Consider the following 18,595-nt stretch of genomic DNA (forward strand, 5'->3'; position numbering starts at 1 on the left):
TCGGCTCCTTCGCGCGTGCGCCGTCCGCCGCACCCCATTGTGCCGTCCGGGGGTCACGCTGTCCGGGTTTCGCCCGAGTCGCCCGGAGCCCAGCGGGTGGTTCAGTCCAGGTCGGTGGGCTGCGGGGACGGCGTCCCGCCGTCCAGGACGGTCCGCAGCCGCTCGGCTCCCGCCTGCGTCGCCTGTTCCACGGAGTCCTTCTGGTCGCCGTCCAGACCGCCGCCGGTGACGGTGACGGCGCTGTCGCCCACGCGCACGGCCGTCACCATGAGGGAGAGCGTGGCGGGGCCGCCGTCCGCGTCCCCCCGCACGGTCACGTGCAAGCCCTGGCGGGCGTCGCCCACCTCGGGCACCGAGACCTCGGTGACCTGGACGGTGCGCTCGCCGCCCCCGGAACCGTCGAGGGTGAACTGGTCGCACTTCTGGGGCAGGGAGGCCATCCACTTCAGCCGGTCGTCCAAGGCCGCGCGGTCGTACGCGGCGACCTGCTCCAGCAGGCGGGAGTCGCCCTGCTGGAAGCCGGTGAGCGCCGACGCCCCCGAGGGCTTGCCGAGCAGGTCCTCGCCGTAGAGTCCGTCGACCAGTTCCTGGCAGTCCGAGGCGTCGGCCTTGCCGGTGAGGAACTGGGCCACGTCGACCTGGCCGATCAGCATGCTGTCACGCCACTTGCCGGCGTCCCGCACCTTCTTCCAGCCGCCCTCGAGATCGGTCTCGGTGAGCAGGGCCGCCTTGGCGCCGGACTCCGTGAGGGCGGAGGGGGAGGCGGTCGCGGAACCGGTGGGTGAACCCGTGGGTGCCTGCTCGGCGATGTCCCGTTCGGCGGCACGTGCCTGGTCGGCGGCGGTGTCCGCGGCCGTCGTCGCGGCGCCGTCGTCCGAGCAGGCCGCGGTGGTGAGCAGCGCGGCCGCGGCCAGGGCGGAGGCCACGAGACGGAACGGGGGGACGACGGGACGACGGCTCATCGCGGATGCCTCCTGGGACGTGACACGGTGACCCTCAGCGCATCACCGCCCCCGGCACGCCACCAGCGGACGTGACTGTTCGGGTGACCCGGCGTCGAGGGGCGGGCCACCGCCGCCGGTCACCCCGGTCGGGCCGTTCCCGCGGGCCGCTCCCGCAGATCACCCCGGTGGCTCACGCGCTGCGGTCGAGGGTGTCCCGGGCGACCTCCTCGTCCACGGAGGCCCGCACCAGCGCCGCCGCGAGGACGGCGGGTTCCGTCCGGCCGGCGAGCCGCACGAGCCGGTCGGGGTCCTTCGGGAGCCCGAGGCGTTCCGCGCCCTGGAGGGCCTTGCGGTCCAGACAGGGGGCCACCTCGGGCCACACCCGCTGGACCTCGCGCAGGAAGATGTCCGCGCCGGTCGGACCGATGCCGGGGAACTCCTGGAGCAGCCGCCGCACCTCGCCGACCTCGCCGTCCGCTTCCTCGCGCAGCCGCCGCAGATCCCCGCCCCACCGCTCGTTCAGCAGTTCCGCGGCCTCGCCGAGCTGGGTGGCGGTGCGCTCGTCGTAGCGCCGGTAGCCGCCCCGGCCGAGCGCGTCGACCCGCTCCTGCCGGTCGGCGTCCGCCATGCGGCGGGGGTCGCTCAGGCCGGCGTCCTGGAGGGCGCGGGCGGTGGCCACGGCGACCGAGCCGCGGATGCGGGCGCTGAGCAGGTGGGCGAGGACCAGCAGCCGGTACAGCGGTTGCGGGGTGTCCTTCAGCGCGATGCCCGCCTCCTCGGCGTACGTCCGCCCGTGCGCGTCGACGAGTTCCCGTACGACGCGCTCCTGGTCCCGGCCCACGGCCTACGGCTTCAGCGGGTCGTGCCCGACGGTCATGAGGCGGTGCCTGAGACCGCTGTCCTCGGCCTTCGGCTCGTTCTCCAGGTCGGCCTGGGACGTCACGGTGTCGACCACCTTGCGCATCGCGCGGAGGTCGTCCTCGGTCAGATCCGTGCGCCGCTTCTGCAGGATCGCCAGGACGTGCTGCCCGAGCGGCGGCCCGGCGTCGTCGGGCAGCGGCTCGGTCAGTTCGCCGGAGTCGCGCACCCGGAGCCAGTCCGCGAGCTCCGCGGAGGTCATGTTCACCACGCGGTGGAAGTCCTCCCACAGCGCGTCGAGTTCGAGGGCGTCGGCCATGAGGTGCCCCTCTCCGGGTCGTCGTGCCTGTGTACGCGGGCGCGGGTGCCCACGGGGCTCCCCGGGCAAACGCCCCGCGTCCGCCCGGGCGGACACCCCCGCAGATGCCCGGGCGGACACCCTCGCCGACGCTCCGGGCGAACGCCCGCGCCGGTGCTCGGGGCGGACCCCCCGCCGACGCTCCGGTGCAGCGACCGGTCACCCCGCCGGTGCTCCGGGCGGACGCCCCCGCCGGTCAGCGGGCGAGCACGCCGTCCAGGAAGCCCGTGACGTCCGCGAACACCTCCGCCCGGTTGGTCTCGTTGAACAGCTCGTGCCGGGCGCCCGGGTAGATCCGCTCGGTGAGGTCGCCGCCGCTGAGCGCCTCCACGCCGGGGCGGCTGCCGGGCAGCGGCACCAGCCGGTCGTCGTCGCCGTGCACCCACAGCACCGGGAGCGGGCCCACGTCACCGCCCTCGGCCACGGTGGCCAGGGTCCGTACGAAGGCCTGAGCCGTCGGCCGCTTCATCGGGCCGTGCCACACCAGTGGGTCCGCCGCGTACGCCGCGCCGACCGCCGGGTCCCGGGAGAGCGAGGACGGGCTGATCGGCTTGTCCGGGATCTCGTCCAGGGCGAGCAGCGTGCGCGGCAGCTCCCAGTCGCCGATGACCGGGCCGGACAGCACCAGCGCGGTCAGCTCCCCGGGGTGGCGCTGGGCGTAGCGGGAGGCGATCAGGCCGCCCATCGAGTGGCCGATCATGACCACCGGCAGCCCCGGGTGCGCGGCCACGGCGTGCTCCGCCGCGGTGTGCACGTCGGTGACCACGTCCTCGAAGTCCTCGATCAGGACCCGTTCGCCCTCCGAGCGCCCGTGGCCGAGGTGGTCGACGCCGTGGACGGCCGCCCCGTGCCGCCTCAGGACGCCCGCCACCTCCTCGTAGCGGCCGATGTGCTCGCCGTAGCCGTGCACCAGCAGGGCCACGTAGGAGGGCCGCTCGGCGGGCCACTCGTAGGCGGTGAGCCGCCCCCGCGTCCCGGCCAGATGGTGCTCGCGCGCCTCGGTCATGTCTCCTCCGGCTGCCTCGGTGAAGGTCACCGGGGGATCTTCCCAGGGAGGCGCCCGGCGGTCTATAGTCCAAAACTAGCAGTGCTAATTAAGTCGGTTACGTGTCGGTCGCCACCGGCGGCCCAGCGACGGTCAGGAGTCCCCGTGCGCCCCGTCCACTTCGCGGCCGCCCGCCGCACGCCGATCGGCAAGCTCCGCGGCGCCCTGTCCACCGTGCGCCCCGACGACCTCGCCGCCGCCGTGATCCGGGGCCTGGTCGCCGACGTCCCGGCCCTGGACCCGGCCCGCGTCGACGACGTCTACTGGGGCGCCGCCAACCAGGCGGGCGAGGACAACCGCAACGTCGCCCGCATGGCCGCCCTGCTCGCCGGGTTGCCCGACTCCGTCCCCGGCGCCACCGTCAACCGCCTGTGCGCCTCCGGTCTGGAGGCGGTCACCACCGCCGCCCGCGCCATCGCCGCGGGCGAGGCCGACATCGTGCTCGCCGGCGGTTCGGAGTCGATGAGCCGCGCCCCGTTCGTCCTGCCCCGCCCCGACGAGGCCCTGCCGCACCGCATCGAGACCGCCGACACCCGGCTCGGCTGGCGCCTGGTCAACCCGGCGATGAAGGAACTGCACGGCCTGCTGGCCATGGGCGAGACCGCCGAGGAGGTCGCCGAGCGGTACGGCGTCGGACGCGAGCGGCAGGACGAGTTCGCCCTGCGCAGCCACCGCCTGGCCGCCGAGGCCCGCAGACACGGCCACTTCGACGACGAACTCCTTCCCGTCGAGCGCCCCGACGGCGTGCTGGTCGACACCGACGAGTGCGTCCGCGAGGACACCTCCGCCGAGAAGCTCTCCCGCCTCAAGCCGGTCTTCCGCGCCGGCGGCACGGTCACCGCGGGCAACGCCTCCCCGATGAACGACGGCGCCGCCGGACTCCTCCTGGTCAGCGAGGAGGCACTGAACGAACTGGGACTCGAGTCGCTGGGCCGGTACGTGGCCGGAGGCTCGGCCGGTGTCCACCCGGACGTCATGGGCATCGGCCCGGTCCCCGCCACCCGCAAGGTCCTGGCCCGCGCCGGCTGGAGCGTGGACGACCTCGCGACGGCCGAGTTCAACGAGGCGTTCGCCGCCCAGGCCCTCGCCTGCGTCGACCGGCTCGGCATCGACCCCGACCGGGTCAACCCGACCGGCGGCGCCATCGCGCTGGGCCACCCGCTCGGCTGCTCCGGCGCCCGCATCCTCACCACCCTGCTCCACCGCATGCGCCGCACCGGCGCCGCCCGCGGGCTCGCCACGATGTGCGTCGGCGTGGGGCAGGGCAGCGCGGTGCTGGTCGAGCGGCACTAGGGCCCTTCCCGCGACCCTGATCCGCCGGCCAGGCCCCGCCGCGTCCACGACGCCACCCACCCTGAGCAGAGCCGCAGCAAGGAACGGAGCAACATCCCATGGCAACCCTCTCCGTCGCCGCCATCCTCGCCGAGAACGCCCGGCGCCGTCCCGACAAGGAGGCACTGGTCGAGGGCGACCTGCGGCTGACCTTCGCCGAGGTGTGGCAGCGGGCCCGGGCGCAGGCCGGCGCCCTCACCGGCCTGGGCGTGCGACCGGGGGACCGGGTCGCCCTGATGGCCCCGAACACCGCCGACTTCCCGCAGGCGTACTACGCGATCGCCGCCGCCGGCGGCGTGGTCGTGCCGGTCCACCTGCTGCTGTCGCCGGGCGAGGTCGAGCACGTGCTGCGCGACAGCGGCGCGAGTCTGCTGCTGTGCCACCCGGCCCAGGCGGAGACCGGGGCCGCCGCCGCGCGGGAGACCGGCGTACGGATGATCACTCTCGGCGACGAGCTGGGCAAACTCGCGGCCGACGCCGAGCCGCTGCCCTCCTACGTCACCCGCGACGCCGACGACCCGGCCGTCGTCTTCTACACCAGCGGCACCACGGGCGTGCCGAAGGGCGCCGTGCTCAGCCACTTCAACCTGGTCATGAACGCGACCGTCAACGCCTTCGACGCCAACGACATCCGGCCCGACGACGTCGCGCTGGGCGCCCTGCCGCTGTTCCACGCCTTCGGCCAGACCGTCTCCCTCAACTCCACCTGGCGCGCGGGCGCCACCCTCGTCCTCCTGCCCCGCTTCGACGCGGCGCGCGCGATCGAGCTGATGGTGAGGGAGAAGGTGAACACCTTCCACGGGGTGCCGACCATGTTCGTGGCCCTGGCCGCCGCGGCGGCCGACGCGGACGCCCTGCCCGACCTGCGGGTGTGCGTCTCCGGCGGCGCCTCCCTGCCCGTCGCCGTGCTGGAGCGGTTCGAGGCGGCGTTCGGCGCCGAGATCTACGAGGGGTACGGGCTGTCGGAGACCTCCCCGGCGGCGGCCGTGAACCAGCCGGTGTTCGGCACCAGGCCCGGCACGATCGGCCACCCGCTGTGGGGCGTGGACGTCGAGATCGCCCGCGCGGAGGTCGAGGGCAGCGTCGAGCTGCTGCCGCCGGGCGAGCTGGGCGAGGTCGTCGTGCGCGGCCACAACGTCTTCTCCGGCTACCTCGGCCGCCCCGAGGCCACCGCCGAGGCGCTGGTCGACGGCTGGTTCCGCACCGGGGACCTCGGCACCAAGGACGAGGAGGGGTTCCTGCGGATCGTCGACCGGAAGAAGGACGTCGTCATCCGCGGCGGCTACAACGTCTACCCCCGAGAGGTCGAGGAGGTCCTGATGCGCCACCCCGGCATCGCGCAGGTCGCCGTCATCGGCCTGCCGGACGAACTGCACGGCGAGGAGGTGTGCGCCGTCGTGGTCCCCGCTCCGGACGCGGCGCCGGACGCCGCCGAGATCGTCGACTGGTCCAAGCAGCGCCTGGGCAGGTACAAGTACCCGCGCCGCGTCGAGTTCGCGCCGGAGCTGCCGCTCGGACCGAGCATGAAGGTGCTGAAGCGGGAGCTGCGGGCACGGTACGCGCCCCGCTGACGGGTGTCAGGTCCGTACGGCGAGACGGTGCTCACGCCGCCGGCCGGGTGCGCATAGCATCGGTGCCCGCAATGGACACCATGACGCTGTGGCACCTCACCGGCTGGGAATTCGCCGCCCTCGCCTTCGCCGCCCTGCTCGTCGGCTTCTCCAAGACGGCGGTGAGCGGTGCCAACACGGTCAGCCTCGCCATCTTCGCGGCGGTGCTGCCGGCCCGCGCCTCCACCGGCATCCTGCTCCCGGTGCTGATCGCCGGGGACATCCTCGCCGTCCTCACCTACCGGCGGCACGCGCACTGGCCCACCCTGTGGCGGCTGTTCCCGGCGGTAGGGGCCGGTGTGGTCGTGGGCACCGTGTTCCTGGTGTGGGCCGACGACGCGGTGGTCCGGACATCGATCGGCGTGATCCTGCTGCTGATGGCCGGGGTGACCGTGTGGCGCCGCCGACAGGCCGACGGCGAGGGGCGGCCGGACGCGGCCGGGCAGCCCGGGGCGGGCGGCACGCGGGCCGGACGCGTGAAGGCCCGTTCCTACGGCGTCCTGGGCGGCTTCACCACGATGGTCGCCAACGCCGGCGGCCCGGTGATGTCGATGTATCTCCTCTCGGCGGGCTTCCGCAAGCTCGGCTTCCTGGGCACGTCGGCCTTCTTCTTCCTGATCGTCAACGTCTCCAAGCTGCCCTTCAGCGCGGGCCTGGGCCTGATCGACGGCCGGTCGCTGCTCCTGGACGCCGTGCTCGTGGTGTTCGTGGTGCCGGGCGCGCTCCTCGGCAAGTGGGCCGTGACCCGCATCGACCAACGGCTGTTCGAGCGTCTGGTCATCGCGGCGACGGTGGTGGGCGGCCTCCAGCTGCTGCTGCCCTGAGGGGGCGTGTCCTGGACCTGCCCGGGGCCGTACGCTCGGCCCATGTCCCCTCCCTCCCCCCACGTGCTGATCCTCGGCGGCACCACCGAGGCCCGCCGCCTGGCCGCCGACCTGGCCTCCCGGCCGGGCGTCCGCGTCACCACCTCCCTCGCCGGCCGCGTCAGGCGCCCCGGTCCGCTCGCCGGGGACGTGCGGACCGGCGGGTTCGGCGGGGCGGAGGGACTGGCCGCCTGGCTGCGGGAACGACGGGTGGACGCCCTCGTCGACGCGACCCACCCCTTCGCCGCGCGCATCACGGCGAACGCCGCGCACGCCGCCGCGGCCACCGGCACGCCGGTCGTCCTCCTGCGCCGGCCGGGCTGGCGGGCGGGCCCCGGCGACGACTGGCACCCGGTCGGCTCCCTCCCCGAGGCCGCCGCCCTGCTGCCGGGCCTCGGCGACCGGGTCTTCCTCACCACCGGCCGTCTGGGTCTCGCCGCCTTCGCGCACCTGTCCGGCCTCCACTTCCTGGTCCGCTCGGTGGAGCCCCCCGACCCACCGCTGCCGCCGGACACCCGCCTCCTGAGGGACCGCGGCCCCTTCACGGTCGCCGACGAGACGGCCCTCCTGCGCGAGCACCGCGTCGACGTACTGGTCACCAAGGACAGCGGGGGAGCGGCCACCGCGGCCAAGCTCACGGCGGCCCGGGACCTCGGCCTGCCGGTGGTCGTGGTCCGCCGGCCCCCCGCGCCGGACGGCGTGCCCGTGGTGCCCGACGTGCCGACGGCACTGGAACGGCTGGCCCGACTGGACGGGCTGGACGGGCTGGGCCCGCGTCCGCGGTGACGGCCCCGGGGCCGCACCCCCCTCGCGCCCGCGTTCAGCCCGCCGCGACCGGCCGGTGGGCGTGGTCCGGCAGGCCGTTGCTCAGGTCCTCGACCAGCAGCCGCTTGGCGATGGCGTCGACGGCGGCCCGCAGCTCCGTGCCGGAGGGCCGGCCGATGTCCTGCTGCACCCGGTCCTCCAGCCAGCTCGCCCACGCCCGGCCGATGACCAGGGCCTCACGGGCGCCCGCCTCGGTGTGCGAGAGCAGGGAGCCGTGCCGGGTCAGGAAGCCCTCCTCGACCATGCGGTCGAAGACCGGCAGCAGCACCTCGGGCGGCAGCCGGCGGCGGGCGGCGATCAGACCGAGACTGGCGTGCCCGACCAGCCGCGTGAACAGCTCCACCTGCATCACGGCCCACGCCCCGGCGACGTCGAGCCGGGTGTCGCTGTCCGCGATGATCCGCCGCGCGGTGTCCAGCTCGGTGCTGCCGATGATCTTGCCGACGGAGGCCTCCAGCGCCCGCCTGCTGTCGGCGTCGTGCGGTGAGGCGAATCCCTCGCCCATGTCCGTCGAGCCCAGCCGCGCGCTGTCGCGCAACTGCACCTGCTTGAGGAACAGGGCGACGAGCAGGCCCAGCGCCGCGACCGGCACCGTCCACAGGAACACGGTCTGGATGGTGTCCGCGTACGCGCCGACGATCGGTGCCGACGCCTCGGGCGGCAGCCGGTGCACGCCCTCCGGGCTGGTCGCCGCCCGCCCGATCACCGAGGGATCGGCGACGCCGGTGCCCGCGGCGGCCGCGACACCGTCCCGCAGGTTGGGGGTGAGGGTGTTGGCGTAGATGGTGCCGAAGACGGCGGTGCCGAAGGAACTGCCCAGGGTGCGGAAGAAGGTCACGCCGGAGGTCGCGGTGCCGAGGTCGGCGTAGTCGACCGTGTTCTGCACGGCGATGGTCAGCACCTGCATGGACAGGCCGATGCCCGTGCCCAGCACGAACATGTACAGCGACTCGAGCAGGGCACCCGTGGAAGGGCCCATGAGGGACATCAGGTAGAGGCCGACGCCCATGACCAGCGTCCCCACGATCGGGAAGAGCCGGTACCGGCCGGTCCTGCTGACCACGCTGCCGCTGAAGACCGAGGCGATCAGCAGGCCGATCACCATCGGCAGCGTCCGCACGCCCGAGACGGTGGCCGAGTCGCCGTCCACGTACTGCAGATAGGTCGGCAGATACGTCAGCGCGCCGAGCATGGCGAAACCGACGATGAAGCTGAGGACGGAGCAGACCGTGAACACCGGGTTGGAGAACAGCCGCATCGGCAGCATCGGCTGGGCCGCCCGGGTCTCCACCCGGCAGAACAGCGCGAGGGCGATCAGGCCGCCCGCGAACAGCCCGATGATCACGCCCGAGCCCCAGGCGTACTCGTTGCCGCCCCAGCTGGTCGCCAGGATCAGCGCGCTGGCGCCCACCGCCACCAGGGCGATGCCCAGATAGTCGATGACGGGCCGCACGGCCGACTTGACCACCGGGATGGTGCGGGCGGCGGCGATCACCACGACGATCGCGATGGGGACGTTGACGTAGAACGCCCAGCGCCATGACAGGTGGTCCGTGAACAGGCCGCCCAGCAGCGGACCGATGACCGTGGAGACACCGAACACGGCCCCGATGGCGCCCTGGTACTTGCCGCGCTCGCGGAGCGGGATGACGTCCGCGATCAGAGCCATGGAGGTGACCATCAGACCGCCCGCGCCGATGCCCTGCATCGCGCGCCAGGCGATCAGCAGCATCATGTCGGTGGCCAGGCCGCACAGGAACGAGCCGGTGATGAACACGACCGCCGAGACCTGGAAGACGACCTTGCGGCCGAAGAGGTCGCCGAACTTGCCGACCAGCACCGTCGCCACGGTCTCCGCGAGCAGGTACGAGGTCACCACCCAGGACATGTGCTCGCCGCCGCCCAGGTCCGACACGATCGTCGGCAGCGCGGTGCCGACGATCGTCTGGTCCAGGGCGGCGAGCAGCATGCCCAGCATGATCGTGACGAAGACGACGTTGCGACGGCGCTTGTCCAGCACGGGCGGCTGAGCGGCGGTCCGGGGCGTTTCCTCGGCGACTGTCACACCGTCACGATCACACCGGTGCACCGGCCACGCATGCGGGGGCGGTCCGCCCGGGTGCGGCCGCGGGTCCGGTCAGCCGTCGCCGGGGTTGCGCCGCAGCAGGTACGTGTCCATGATCCAGCCCTTGCGCTCCCGGGCCTCGGCGCGCAGCCGCTCGATGCGGGGCGCGGCCTCGGCGATCGGACCGGAGGCGAGGATCTCGTCCGGGGTGCCGAGGTAGGCGCCCCAGTAGATGTGGATGTCCTGGTCCGCGTACTTCCGGAAGGTCTGGTGGGCGTCGAGCATCACCACTACGTCGTCCACCCCCTCCGGGAAGCCTTCGGCGAGCCGCCGCCCGGTGGTGATCTGCACGGGCCGCGCCACCCGGTTCAGTCCGGTGCGGTGCCGGGCGACGAGCGAGGAGACGCTGCTGACGCCCGGCACGACGTCGTACTCGAACGCCACCGTGCCGCGCTCCAGGATCTCCTCCAGGATGCCCAGCGTGCTGTCGTAGAGCGCGGGGTCCCCCCACACCAGGAAGGCGCCGCTCTCGTCCTCGCCCAGCTCATCGGCGATCATCCGCTCGTAGATGCCGGCGCGGGCGCTGCGCCAGTCGCCGACGGCGGGGGAGTAGTCCGCGCCGCCCGCCTTCCGGTCCCGCTCGGGGTCGCGGGCCTCGACGATCCGGTACGTCCCCTCCGGTACGTGCGTCTCCAGCATGTCCCGGCGCAGCCGGACCAGGTCGGCCTTCACCTCGCCCTTGTCCAGGACGAAGAACACGTCCGTGTCGCGCAGCGCCCTGACCGCCTGCAGGGTGAGCTGGTCGGGGTCGCCCGCGCCGATACCGATCACATGAATTGTCCGCACGCCACGAGTCTGCCGTACGCCTCGAACACCTCCCCGGCCGGGCCGCCCTCAGCCCCGCAGCCGCGGCGCGCGGGCCGCCGCGTCCACGGAGGCGCCGCCGTCGACGTCGTCCGCCAGCGCGCGGGCCCACTCGGCGACTCCCCCCAGGTCCATCCCGTACGGCCGCTCCCGCCCGGCCCCCGACGCCGCCCACTCCGTCACGGCCCCGGCCCCGCGCCGCAGCAGCCTGGCCCCGCCCGTGACATTGCCGCGGGCCGCGTGGGTGAGGCCGACGGCCAGCTGGGCCATCCCCCGCCACAGCTCCCGCTCCTCGTCGGGCCCCGACTTCCAGGCGTCCTCGAACACCTCGTGCGCGTGGAACGGCTTCCCCTCGTCCAGCAGCCGTTGCGCCTCGGCGACGGTCTGCTCCGGCTCCCGCACGACGCCCTCCGGCTGGCGGGGGACACCGGCCGCGCCGTACGGCAGGGGCCGGCCGAGCCCGTCCCGGGGCCGGGAGTTGCGTGCCCGCCCCTCCTCGTCGCGGTCCCGCGCGCCCATCGGGCGGCCGGAGGCCGTGGGGTCCGTCGTCGTGCGGTCCGTCGTCGTGCTGTCCCGGGGAGTGTCGGCAGGGCTGTCCATGAGCCGATTGTCCCCCGTCGGTGCCCGCTTAGGCGTGGCCCGGCAGGTGAGGTAAAGTGCTGTCCGCGTGATCGCGCGGTGCACCGCGCGTGAGCACACCGGGACGTGGCGCAGCTTGGTAGCGCACTTGACTGGGGGTCAAGGGGTCGCAGGTTCAAATCCTGTCGTCCCGACGGTGACATGACGAAGGGGCCTTCGCGGGTCGACCGCCCGCGAAGGCCCCTTCGTCGTGCCCTACGGCCGTGACCGCGGCCGGGCCCCGGCGGCGACCAGGAGGTCGGCGGTCTCGGTGTGCGACCCGTGGGCCGCCCAGTCCAGCGGGGACCAGCCCGTGCCGTGGTCCTCCCTGAGGTTCGGGTCGGCGCCGGCCTCCAGGAGGGCGCGGACGGCCTCCGTGTGACCCCAGCAGGCGGCGCCGCACAGCGGTGTCCCCTCCGAGCCGATCCCGCTCTCCGTGTCGGGGGAGGCGCCGGCCGCCAGCAGCACGCGGACGAGGTCGGCGGCCCCGTTCACGGACGCCTGGTACAGCGGCGTGGTGCCGGCGGCGTCGGCCGTCTCGGCCGGCGCGCCCGAACGCAGCAACGTCCGCACCCCGGCGACGTCGCCGACCAGCACGGCCGTGACGAGTCGCTCCGACAGCTTCTTCCTCCGTCGTCTGTTCACGGGTGCCCAGCCTAGGGCCTGTCCGGCGGGCCATGCGCGGACGCGGGGGCCGGTACGCCCCGTGGTAGAAGCGGGACATGACCACTTCGCCCCGCCCCGCGCTCCTGGACGGCCGCCCGTGACCGCCGGCATCGACACCCCCGACCGCCGGGGCCGCACCGGACTCGACCGGGCCGGCCAGGACCTGACCGGCAATCCCCGGGTCAGGATCACCGACGTACGGCTGCTCTCCAGCCACTGGTACGTCGAGCGCGCCACGACCTTCGACTTCCGGCGCGCCGACGGCACCTGGAGCACCCAGGAACGCGAGACCCACGACCGCGGCAACGGCGCCACCGTGCTGCTCTACGACACCGCGCGCGAGACCGTCCTGCTCACCCGGCAGTTCCGGCTCCCCGTCTACGTCAACGGCCACCCCGACGGCATGCTGATCGAGACCCCCGGCGGAGTCCTCGACGACGAGGACGAACACCCCGAGATCGCCGTACGGCGTGAGGTGGTGGAGGAGACCGGGCACACCGTCGGCGAGGTACGGCACGTCTTCGACGTCTACATGAGCCCCGGTTCGGTCACCGAACGCGTCAGCTTCTACGCCGCCGCCTACGGCCCCGCCACCCGCACCCACGAGGGCGGCGGCCTGGACGAGGAGGGCGAGGACATCGAGACCCTCGAACTGCCCTTCCGCCGGGCCCTGGCGATGATCCGGACCGGGGAGATCGTTGACGCGAAGACCATCATGCTGCTCCAGTGGGCGGCGCTGGAAGGTCCCTTCGCCCTCCCCGGCCGCGGGGCCGAGGAGGGCGACGGGGCCGAGGACGACGGGACCGCGCCGGCGGGGCGCCCGTGATCCGTACCCGTCACCCCCTGACCAGCAGCTGGAAGTCGAAGGCGTAGCGGGACGCGCGGTAGACGTGGGTGCCGTACTCGACGGGCCGTCCGGTGTCGTCGTAGGCCGTGCGCCGCATGGTCAGCAGGGCGGCGCCCTCCCGTTCGTCGAGGCGCGCGGCCTCCTCGCGGCCGGCGGTGCGGGCCCCGACGGTCTGGCGGGCGCTGTGCAGGGTGATGCCGGACGCCCGCATCAGGCGGTACAGGCCCGTCGACTCCAGGCGGGCCCCGTCCAGGGCCAGCAGTCCCGTCGGCAGGTAGTTGCACAGCAGCGCCACCGGCCGGCCGTGGGTGAGGCGCAGCCGTTCCAGGACGGTGACCTCGCCGCCCTCCGCGATGCCGAGGGCCGCCGCCACGTCGGCGGGGGCCGGGACGGTCTCGTTGCGCACCACCCGCGTGGACGGCTCCTGCCCGGCCGCCTCCAGGTCGTCGTAGAGGCTGCTCAGCTCCAGCGGGCGCCGGACCTGGCTGTGCACCACCTGGGTGCCCACCCCGCGCCGGCGGACCAGCAGCCCCTTGTCGACCAGGGACTGGATGGCCTGGCGGACGGTCGGCCGGGACAGTCCGAGGCGGACGGAGAGGTCGACCTCGTTGCCCAGGAGGTCGCCCGGGGCGAGGACGCCGTGCTCGATCGCCGCCTCCAGCTGCTGGGCGAGCTGGTAGTAGAGGGGGACCGGGCTGCCGCGGTCCAGGGTGAAGTCCGGTCCGCCGATCGCGGGGGCGGTCACGGCACGTACCCGGTCGCCGGTTCTGGCCATGGACGTACCTCCGTTGCGTCGGTGACGATCTGTCAGAGGTGGCGGCGGCGGTCGGCGACCGCGCGTTCGTACTGCGCGCGGGCGTCGGCGGCGGCCTCGCGGGCGGACACCTCGGCCACCGGCACGTCCCACCACGCCTCGGCGGGGGGAGCGGTGGGCGTCGGGTCGGTCTCGACGTAGACGCACGTCGGCCGGTCCGACGCGCGAGCCGTCCGCAGGGCCTCGCGCAGCTCCCCCACGGTCTTGGCGCGCAGCACCTCCATGCCGAGGCTGGCCGCGTTGGCGGCGAGGTCGACGGGCAGCGGAGCCCCGGTGAAGGAGCCGTCGGCGGCGCGATGGCGGTACGCCGTGCCGAAGCGCTCGGCGCCCACCGACTCGGACAGGCCGCCGATCGAGGCGTAGCCGTGGTTCTGCACCAGGACCATCTTCACCGGCAGTTTCTCCTGGACGGCGGTGACGATCTCGGTCGGGTTCATCAGGTACGTGCCGTCGCCCACCAGGGCCCACACCGGGGTGCCGGGCGCGGCCTGCTGGACGCCGAGCGCGGCCGGGATCTCGTAGCCCATGCACGAGTACCCGTACTCCAGGTGGTACTGGCGCGGGGAGCGGGCCCGCCACAGCTTGTGCAGATCGCCGGGGAGCGAGCCGGCCGCGTTGATCACCACGTCCTCGTCGCCGACCACCGCGTCCAGCGCGCCCAGCACCTGCGTCTGGGTGGGGACGGCGCTGTCGTCCTCGGCGCGGTAGGCGGTCCGCACGACCTCCTCCCAGCGGGACTTGCCGGTGCGGTACTCGGACTCGTACGCCGCGTCCACCCGGTGGCCGGACAGCGACTCGGCCAGCGCGGTGAGCCCGGCCCGGGCGTCGCAGACCAGGGTGCGGGCGGCCAGCTTGTGGGCGTCGAAGGCCGTGATGTTGAGGTTGAGGAAGCGGACGCCGGGGTGCCGGAAGAGGGTGCCGGAGGCGGTGGTGAAGTCCGAGTAGCGAGTGCCGACGCCGATCACCAGGTCCGCGGTGCGGGCGAGGTCGTCGGCGACGGTGGTGCCGGTGTGGCCGATGCCGCCGAGGTCCGCCGGGTGGTCGTGGCGCAGCGCGCCCTTGCCGGCCTGGGTGGAGGCGACCGGGATGCCCGTGGCGTCCACCAGCGCCCGCAGCGCCTCCTCGGCCTCGCTGTGGTGGACGCCGCCGCCCGCGACGATCAGCGGGCGTTCGGCGGCGCGGACCGCGCGGACCGCCTCGGCCAGTTCCACCGGGTCGGGGGCCGGACGCCGCACCCGCCAGACGCGGTCGGCGAAGAACTCCTCGGGCCAGTCGTACGCCTCCGCCTGCACGTCCTGGGGGAGCGCCAGGGTGACGGCGCCGGTCTCGGCCGGGTCGGTGAGCACGCGCATCGCCTGGAGCGCGGAGGCGACGAGGGCCTCGGGGCGGGTGACGCGGTCGAAGTAGCGGGAGACGGGGCGCAGGGTGTCGTTGACCGACACGTCGGCCTCGATCGGGTGCTCCAGCTGCTGGAGCAGCGGATCGGCGGCGTGCGAGGCGAAGTAGTCGCCGGGGAGCAGGAGGACCGGGAGACGGTTGATCGTGGCGAGCGCGGCGCCGGTCACCAGGTTGGTGGCGCCGGGGCCGATGGACGTCGTCACCGCCTGCGCGGACAGGCGGTTCAGATGACGGGCGTGGCCCACGGCCGCGTGCACCATGGCCTGTTCGTTGCGGCCCTGGTGGTACGGCATGACGTCGGCGTACTCGACGAGGGCCTGGCCGATCCCGGCCACGTTGCCGTGGCCGAAGACGCCCCAGGTGCCGGAGATCAGGCGGCGCCGCACGCCGTCGCGTTCGGTGTACTGGGCGGCCAGGAAGCGCACCAGGGCCTGGGCGGTGGTCAGTCGGCGGGTGGCGGCGGCGCTCATGCGGACCTCTCCGGTGCGGTGTAGAGGGGGAGTTGGGGGTCGACGGGCTGGTCGGGCCAGGTGTCGCGGACCCAGGCGTGGTCGGGGTGGTCGCAGATCAGCCAGGCGCGTTCGGGCTCCGGACCGGCCATGACGTTGAGGTAGTACATGTGGTGGCCGGGGACCGCCATCGACGGGCCGTGCCAGCCGTCCGGGATCAGCACCACGTCACCGTCGCGCACTTCGGCCAGCACGTCCGTGCCCCGCCCCCGCCCGGAGGGGGAGACGCGCTGGTAGCCGAGGCCGGGAGTGCCCTCGTGGGCCGCGAACTCGAAGTAGTAGATCTCCTCCAGCGCGGACTCCTCGCCGGGGCGGTGCTCGTCGTGCTTGTGCGGCGGGAAGGACGACCAGTTGCCGCCGGGGGTGATGACCTCCACCGCGATCAGCTTGTCGCACTCGAACGTCCCCGCCGCGCCGAAGTTGTTCACCTGCCGCGAGCAGTTCCCGCTGCCCCGCAGCTCCACCGGCACCGACGAGGCCGGTCCGTAGCGGGCGGGCAGGCGGCGGGTGCAGCGGGCGCCGGTGAGGGCGAAGCGGCCCCCGCCGGCGGTCGTCACGGTCGTACGGGCGTCGCGCGGCACGTACGCGAAGTCGCTGACGCCGCTGAACACGTCCGCGCGGCCGTGGAGTTCGAAGGTCTCCCGGCCGGAGTCGTCGGCGGTGGCGACCGTGCAGGCGCCGCTGAGCGGGAGGACGATCCACTCGCTGTCGGCGCTGTCGAAGGTGTGGGTGCCGCCGGGCGGCAGGTCGAGCACGCGCAGGCTGGACCAGCCCCAGCCGGCCTTCTCGGGCGTCACGTCGACGGCCAGGACCCCGTCCGCGGCCTTGCCCGCCGGGAGGTGGTACGTCATCTCCTCTTCCCCTCTCGTCGTCTCCACGCCGCTCACAGCAGTCCGACCGCGGTGTCCACCGCCTGCTCCACGCTGCCCTCGGCCGGGTAGAGCAGCGAACGGCCGACGACCATGCCCTGCACGGTGGGCAGCCGGAGCGCCTTGCGCCAGCGTTCGTAGGCGGCGCTCTGGTCCGCGGGCGAGCCGCCTATGTCGCCGCCCAGCAGCACGGCGGGCAGCGTCGAGGTCTCCAGGACCTCGCCCATGTCGTCCGGGTCCTGCGTGACGGGCAGTTTCAGCCAGGTGTAGGCCGAGGTGCCGCCGAGGCCCGAGGCGATGGCGATGGACCGGGTGACCGCCTCGGCGGACAGGTCGTTGCGGACCCGGCCCCCGACGCGACGGGAGATGAACGGCTCGACGAAGACGGGCAGTTCACGGGCGGCCATCGCGTCGATCGCGCGGGCGGTCGCCTCCATGGTGGACAGCGAGCCGGGGTCGTCGTAGTCGATGCGCAGCAGCAGCTTGCCTGCGTCGAAGCGCAGCCGGGCGATGTCCTCGGCGCGGTGGCCGGTGAAGCGGTCGTCCATCTCGAAGGCGGCGCCCGCGAGGCCCCCGCGGTTCATCGAGCCCATGACGACCTTGTCGTCCAGCACCCCGAGCAGCAGCAGGTCCTCCAGCACGTCGGCGGTGGCGAGCACCCCGTCGACGCCCGGCCGGGACAGCGCGGTGCACAGGCGTTCCAGCAGGTCGGCCCGATTGGCCATGGCGAGCCCGCGGTCTCCGACGCCGAGCGCTCCGCGCGCCGGGTGGTCGGCGGCCACGATCATCAGGCGGCCGGAGTCGCCGATGAGCGGCCGGCGGCTGCGGCGGGCGGCCGCCTCGGCGACGGCCTCCGGGTGCCGGGCTCTGACCGCGGTGAGGTCGGGGATGCTGAGGGACAAGGCGTTGCTCCGTTCAGGGAGTGGCTCGCGCGAGGAGGCCGTCGACCTCCGCGACGGTGGGCATCGCGGAGGAGCAGGCGAGACGGGAGGCGACGAGGGCGCCGGCCGCGTTGGCGTACCGCATGGTCCGCTCCAGCTCCCAGCCGGCGAGCAGACCGTGGCAGAGCGAGCCGCCGAACGCGTCGCCCGCGCCGAGCCCGTTGACGACTTCGACCGGCACCGGTTCCACCTCGGCGCTGCGGCCGTCGCGGTGCACGGCGAGCACCCCCTTCGGGCCCTGCTTGACGACGGCCAGCTCGACCCCGGCCGCCAGCAGCGCCTCGGCGCAGGCGCGCGGGTCGCGCACGCCCGTGGCGATCTCGCACTCGTCGAGGTTGCCGACCGCGACGGTCGCGTACCGCAGCGCCTCGGCGTAGTGGGAACGGGCCTGTTCGGGGTCGGACCAGAACATGGGGCGCCAGTCCAGGTCGAAGACGGTCGTGCCGGACTTGGCGCGGTGGGCGAGGGCGGCGAGGGTGGCCGTGCGGCTCGGCTCCTCGCTCAGTCCGGTGCCGGTGATCCAGAAGACGGCGGCGGCACGGATCGCGTCGAGGTCCAGCTCCTCCGGGTGGATCTCCAGGTCGGGTGCCTTGGGGCGCCGGTAGAAGTAGAGCGGGAAGTCGTCCGGCGGGAAGATCTCGCAGAAGGTGACGGGGGTCGGGTACGCGGCGACCGGGGTGACCCAGCGGTCGTCGACGCCGAACTCCTTCAGCGCCCGGTGCAGATAGCCGCCGAAGGCGTCGTCGCCGGTGCGGGTGATGACGGCTGCGGTGCGGCCGAGGCGGGCGGCGGCGACCGCCACGTTGGCGGCCGAACCGCCGAGGAACTTGCCGAAGGTCTCGACCTCCGCCAGCGGCACGCCGGTCTGCAAGGGATAGAGATCGACCCCGATGCGGCCCATCGTGATCAGATCGAAACGCGGGACTGACTCGGCCATGTGCGACGCTCCTCGGGCTGGGCGGGGGCCTGCCGCCTCCCAGGTGTATGACTCCCGGACGGCCATGTCAATACTTTGTACTTACATTCGGACCTGTGAGTGAAATGATGTCTTGACAAAGTATTGACAGCGGGCGTCTCAAGGACTTGTATCCGGACCCAGCGCAGCAACAGCCGTTCTTCTCCGGTCTGGCACACGGCTTCCCCGTCGCACAGTCGCACAGTGAGGTGCA

General features: G+C 73.8%; 18 protein-coding genes and 1 tRNA gene. 6 read left to right on the plus strand and 13 right to left on the minus strand.

The features are described 5' to 3' along the window. Window positions 1–101 precede the first annotated feature (101 nt). The 4 genes from ACFZP7_RS29585 to ACFZP7_RS29600 form a co-directional block, all read right to left on the minus strand. On the minus strand, window positions 102–962 hold the full coding sequence (locus tag ACFZP7_RS29585) for a hypothetical protein (protein WP_385636902.1): 861 nt from the start codon (window positions 960–962) through the stop codon (window positions 102–104). Between the two features lie 172 nt (window positions 963–1,134). Continuing rightward, complete coding sequence (locus ACFZP7_RS29590; protein ID WP_385636904.1) at window positions 1,135–1,785, minus strand: endonuclease; 651 nt, start codon at window positions 1,783–1,785, stop codon at window positions 1,135–1,137. A 3-nt stretch (window positions 1,786–1,788) separates the two neighbouring features. Then, on the minus strand, window positions 1,789–2,121 hold the full coding sequence (locus ACFZP7_RS29595; protein WP_019330507.1) for a DUF3140 domain-containing protein: 333 nt from the start codon (window positions 2,119–2,121) through the stop codon (window positions 1,789–1,791). A gap of 235 nt (window positions 2,122–2,356) precedes the next feature. Further along, window positions 2,357–3,166, minus strand: coding sequence for an alpha/beta hydrolase (locus ACFZP7_RS29600; protein WP_385636906.1), 810 nt, complete (start codon window positions 3,164–3,166; stop codon window positions 2,357–2,359). A gap of 144 nt (window positions 3,167–3,310) precedes the next feature. Between ACFZP7_RS29600 and ACFZP7_RS29605 the strand changes: the two genes are divergently transcribed. The 4 genes from ACFZP7_RS29605 to ACFZP7_RS29620 all read left to right on the plus strand — a co-directional run bounded on the left by ACFZP7_RS29605 (window position 3,311) and on the right by ACFZP7_RS29620 (window position 7,796). Then, window positions 3,311–4,498 carry a thiolase family protein gene (locus ACFZP7_RS29605; RefSeq protein ID WP_358898332.1) on the plus strand — a complete coding sequence of 396 codons (1,188 nt, stop codon included), beginning with the start codon at window positions 3,311–3,313 and terminating at the stop codon, window positions 4,496–4,498. A 98-nt stretch (window positions 4,499–4,596) separates the two neighbouring features. Next, window positions 4,597–6,108 (plus strand): long-chain fatty acid--CoA ligase, encoded by a 1,512-nt coding sequence (locus ACFZP7_RS29610; RefSeq protein WP_137961914.1) that lies wholly within the window; start codon window positions 4,597–4,599, stop codon window positions 6,106–6,108. A gap of 71 nt (window positions 6,109–6,179) precedes the next feature. Beyond that, window positions 6,180–6,971 carry a sulfite exporter TauE/SafE family protein gene (locus ACFZP7_RS29615; protein WP_019330511.1) on the plus strand — a complete coding sequence of 264 codons (792 nt, stop codon included), beginning with the start codon at window positions 6,180–6,182 and terminating at the stop codon, window positions 6,969–6,971. Between the two features lie 42 nt (window positions 6,972–7,013). Then, window positions 7,014–7,796 carry a cobalt-precorrin-6A reductase gene (locus tag ACFZP7_RS29620; protein ID WP_385636910.1) on the plus strand — a complete coding sequence of 261 codons (783 nt, stop codon included), beginning with the start codon at window positions 7,014–7,016 and terminating at the stop codon, window positions 7,794–7,796. 34 nt (window positions 7,797–7,830) lie between these two features. On the opposite strand, the gene ACFZP7_RS29625 is transcribed toward ACFZP7_RS29620, so the two are convergent. The 3 genes from ACFZP7_RS29625 to ACFZP7_RS29635 all read right to left on the minus strand — a co-directional run bounded on the left by ACFZP7_RS29625 (window position 7,831) and on the right by ACFZP7_RS29635 (window position 11,364). Continuing rightward, on the minus strand, window positions 7,831–9,900 hold the full coding sequence (locus tag ACFZP7_RS29625; protein ID WP_385636912.1) for an MDR family MFS transporter: 2,070 nt from the start codon (window positions 9,898–9,900) through the stop codon (window positions 7,831–7,833). A 72-nt stretch (window positions 9,901–9,972) separates the two neighbouring features. Then, window positions 9,973–10,746, minus strand: coding sequence for a precorrin-6A synthase (deacetylating) (gene cobF, locus ACFZP7_RS29630; protein ID WP_164287436.1), 774 nt, complete (start codon window positions 10,744–10,746; stop codon window positions 9,973–9,975). Window positions 10,747–10,794: 48 nt separating this feature from the next. Continuing rightward, the gene (locus ACFZP7_RS29635) at window positions 10,795–11,364 is read right to left on the minus strand and encodes a DUF309 domain-containing protein (protein ID WP_385636914.1); all 570 of its coding nucleotides are present in this window, start codon (window positions 11,362–11,364) and stop codon (window positions 10,795–10,797) included. 99 nt (window positions 11,365–11,463) lie between these two features. Between ACFZP7_RS29635 and ACFZP7_RS29640 the strand changes: the two genes are divergently transcribed. Beyond that, a tRNA-Pro gene (locus ACFZP7_RS29640) sits at window positions 11,464–11,537 on the plus strand. 61 nt (window positions 11,538–11,598) lie between these two features. Here the strand turns inward: ACFZP7_RS29640 and ACFZP7_RS29645 are convergent. Beyond that, the gene (locus ACFZP7_RS29645; protein ID WP_029394516.1) at window positions 11,599–12,027 is read right to left on the minus strand and encodes an ankyrin repeat domain-containing protein; all 429 of its coding nucleotides are present in this window, start codon (window positions 12,025–12,027) and stop codon (window positions 11,599–11,601) included. Window positions 12,028–12,145: 118 nt separating this feature from the next. On the opposite strand from ACFZP7_RS29645, the gene ACFZP7_RS29650 reads away from it, so the two are divergent. Beyond that, the gene (locus tag ACFZP7_RS29650) at window positions 12,146–12,874 is read left to right on the plus strand and encodes an NUDIX domain-containing protein (RefSeq protein WP_385636917.1); all 729 of its coding nucleotides are present in this window, start codon (window positions 12,146–12,148) and stop codon (window positions 12,872–12,874) included. 10 nt (window positions 12,875–12,884) lie between these two features. Here ACFZP7_RS29650 and ACFZP7_RS29655 read toward each other — a convergent pair whose 3' ends face one another. The 5 genes from ACFZP7_RS29655 to iolC are packed head-to-tail and all read right to left on the minus strand — an operon-like array spanning window position 12,885 to window position 18,363. Then, the gene (locus ACFZP7_RS29655) at window positions 12,885–13,670 is read right to left on the minus strand and encodes a GntR family transcriptional regulator (protein WP_019330518.1); all 786 of its coding nucleotides are present in this window, start codon (window positions 13,668–13,670) and stop codon (window positions 12,885–12,887) included. Window positions 13,671–13,702: 32 nt separating this feature from the next. Continuing rightward, the gene (iolD, locus tag ACFZP7_RS29660) at window positions 13,703–15,577 is read right to left on the minus strand and encodes a 3D-(3,5/4)-trihydroxycyclohexane-1,2-dione acylhydrolase (decyclizing) (protein WP_385636920.1); all 1,875 of its coding nucleotides are present in this window, start codon (window positions 15,575–15,577) and stop codon (window positions 13,703–13,705) included. Then, the gene (gene iolB, locus ACFZP7_RS29665) at window positions 15,574–16,467 is read right to left on the minus strand and encodes a 5-deoxy-glucuronate isomerase (protein ID WP_385636923.1); all 894 of its coding nucleotides are present in this window, start codon (window positions 16,465–16,467) and stop codon (window positions 15,574–15,576) included. Before iolB ends, iolD begins: the two co-directional genes overlap by 4 nt. Before the next feature lie 32 nt (window positions 16,468–16,499). Further along, window positions 16,500–17,387, minus strand: a complete 888-nt coding sequence (locus ACFZP7_RS29670) for a deoxyribose-phosphate aldolase (protein WP_031021495.1) — start codon at window positions 17,385–17,387, stop codon at window positions 16,500–16,502. A gap of 13 nt (window positions 17,388–17,400) precedes the next feature. Beyond that, window positions 17,401–18,363, minus strand: coding sequence for a 5-dehydro-2-deoxygluconokinase (iolC, locus tag ACFZP7_RS29675; protein WP_385636925.1), 963 nt, complete (start codon window positions 18,361–18,363; stop codon window positions 17,401–17,403). Between the last annotated feature and the right edge of the window lie 232 nt (window positions 18,364–18,595).

It is taken from the genome of Streptomyces sp. SudanB5_2050, assembly GCF_964272335.1.
Taxonomy (GTDB): Bacteria; Actinomycetota; Actinomycetes; order Streptomycetales; family Streptomycetaceae; genus Streptomyces; species Streptomyces rochei.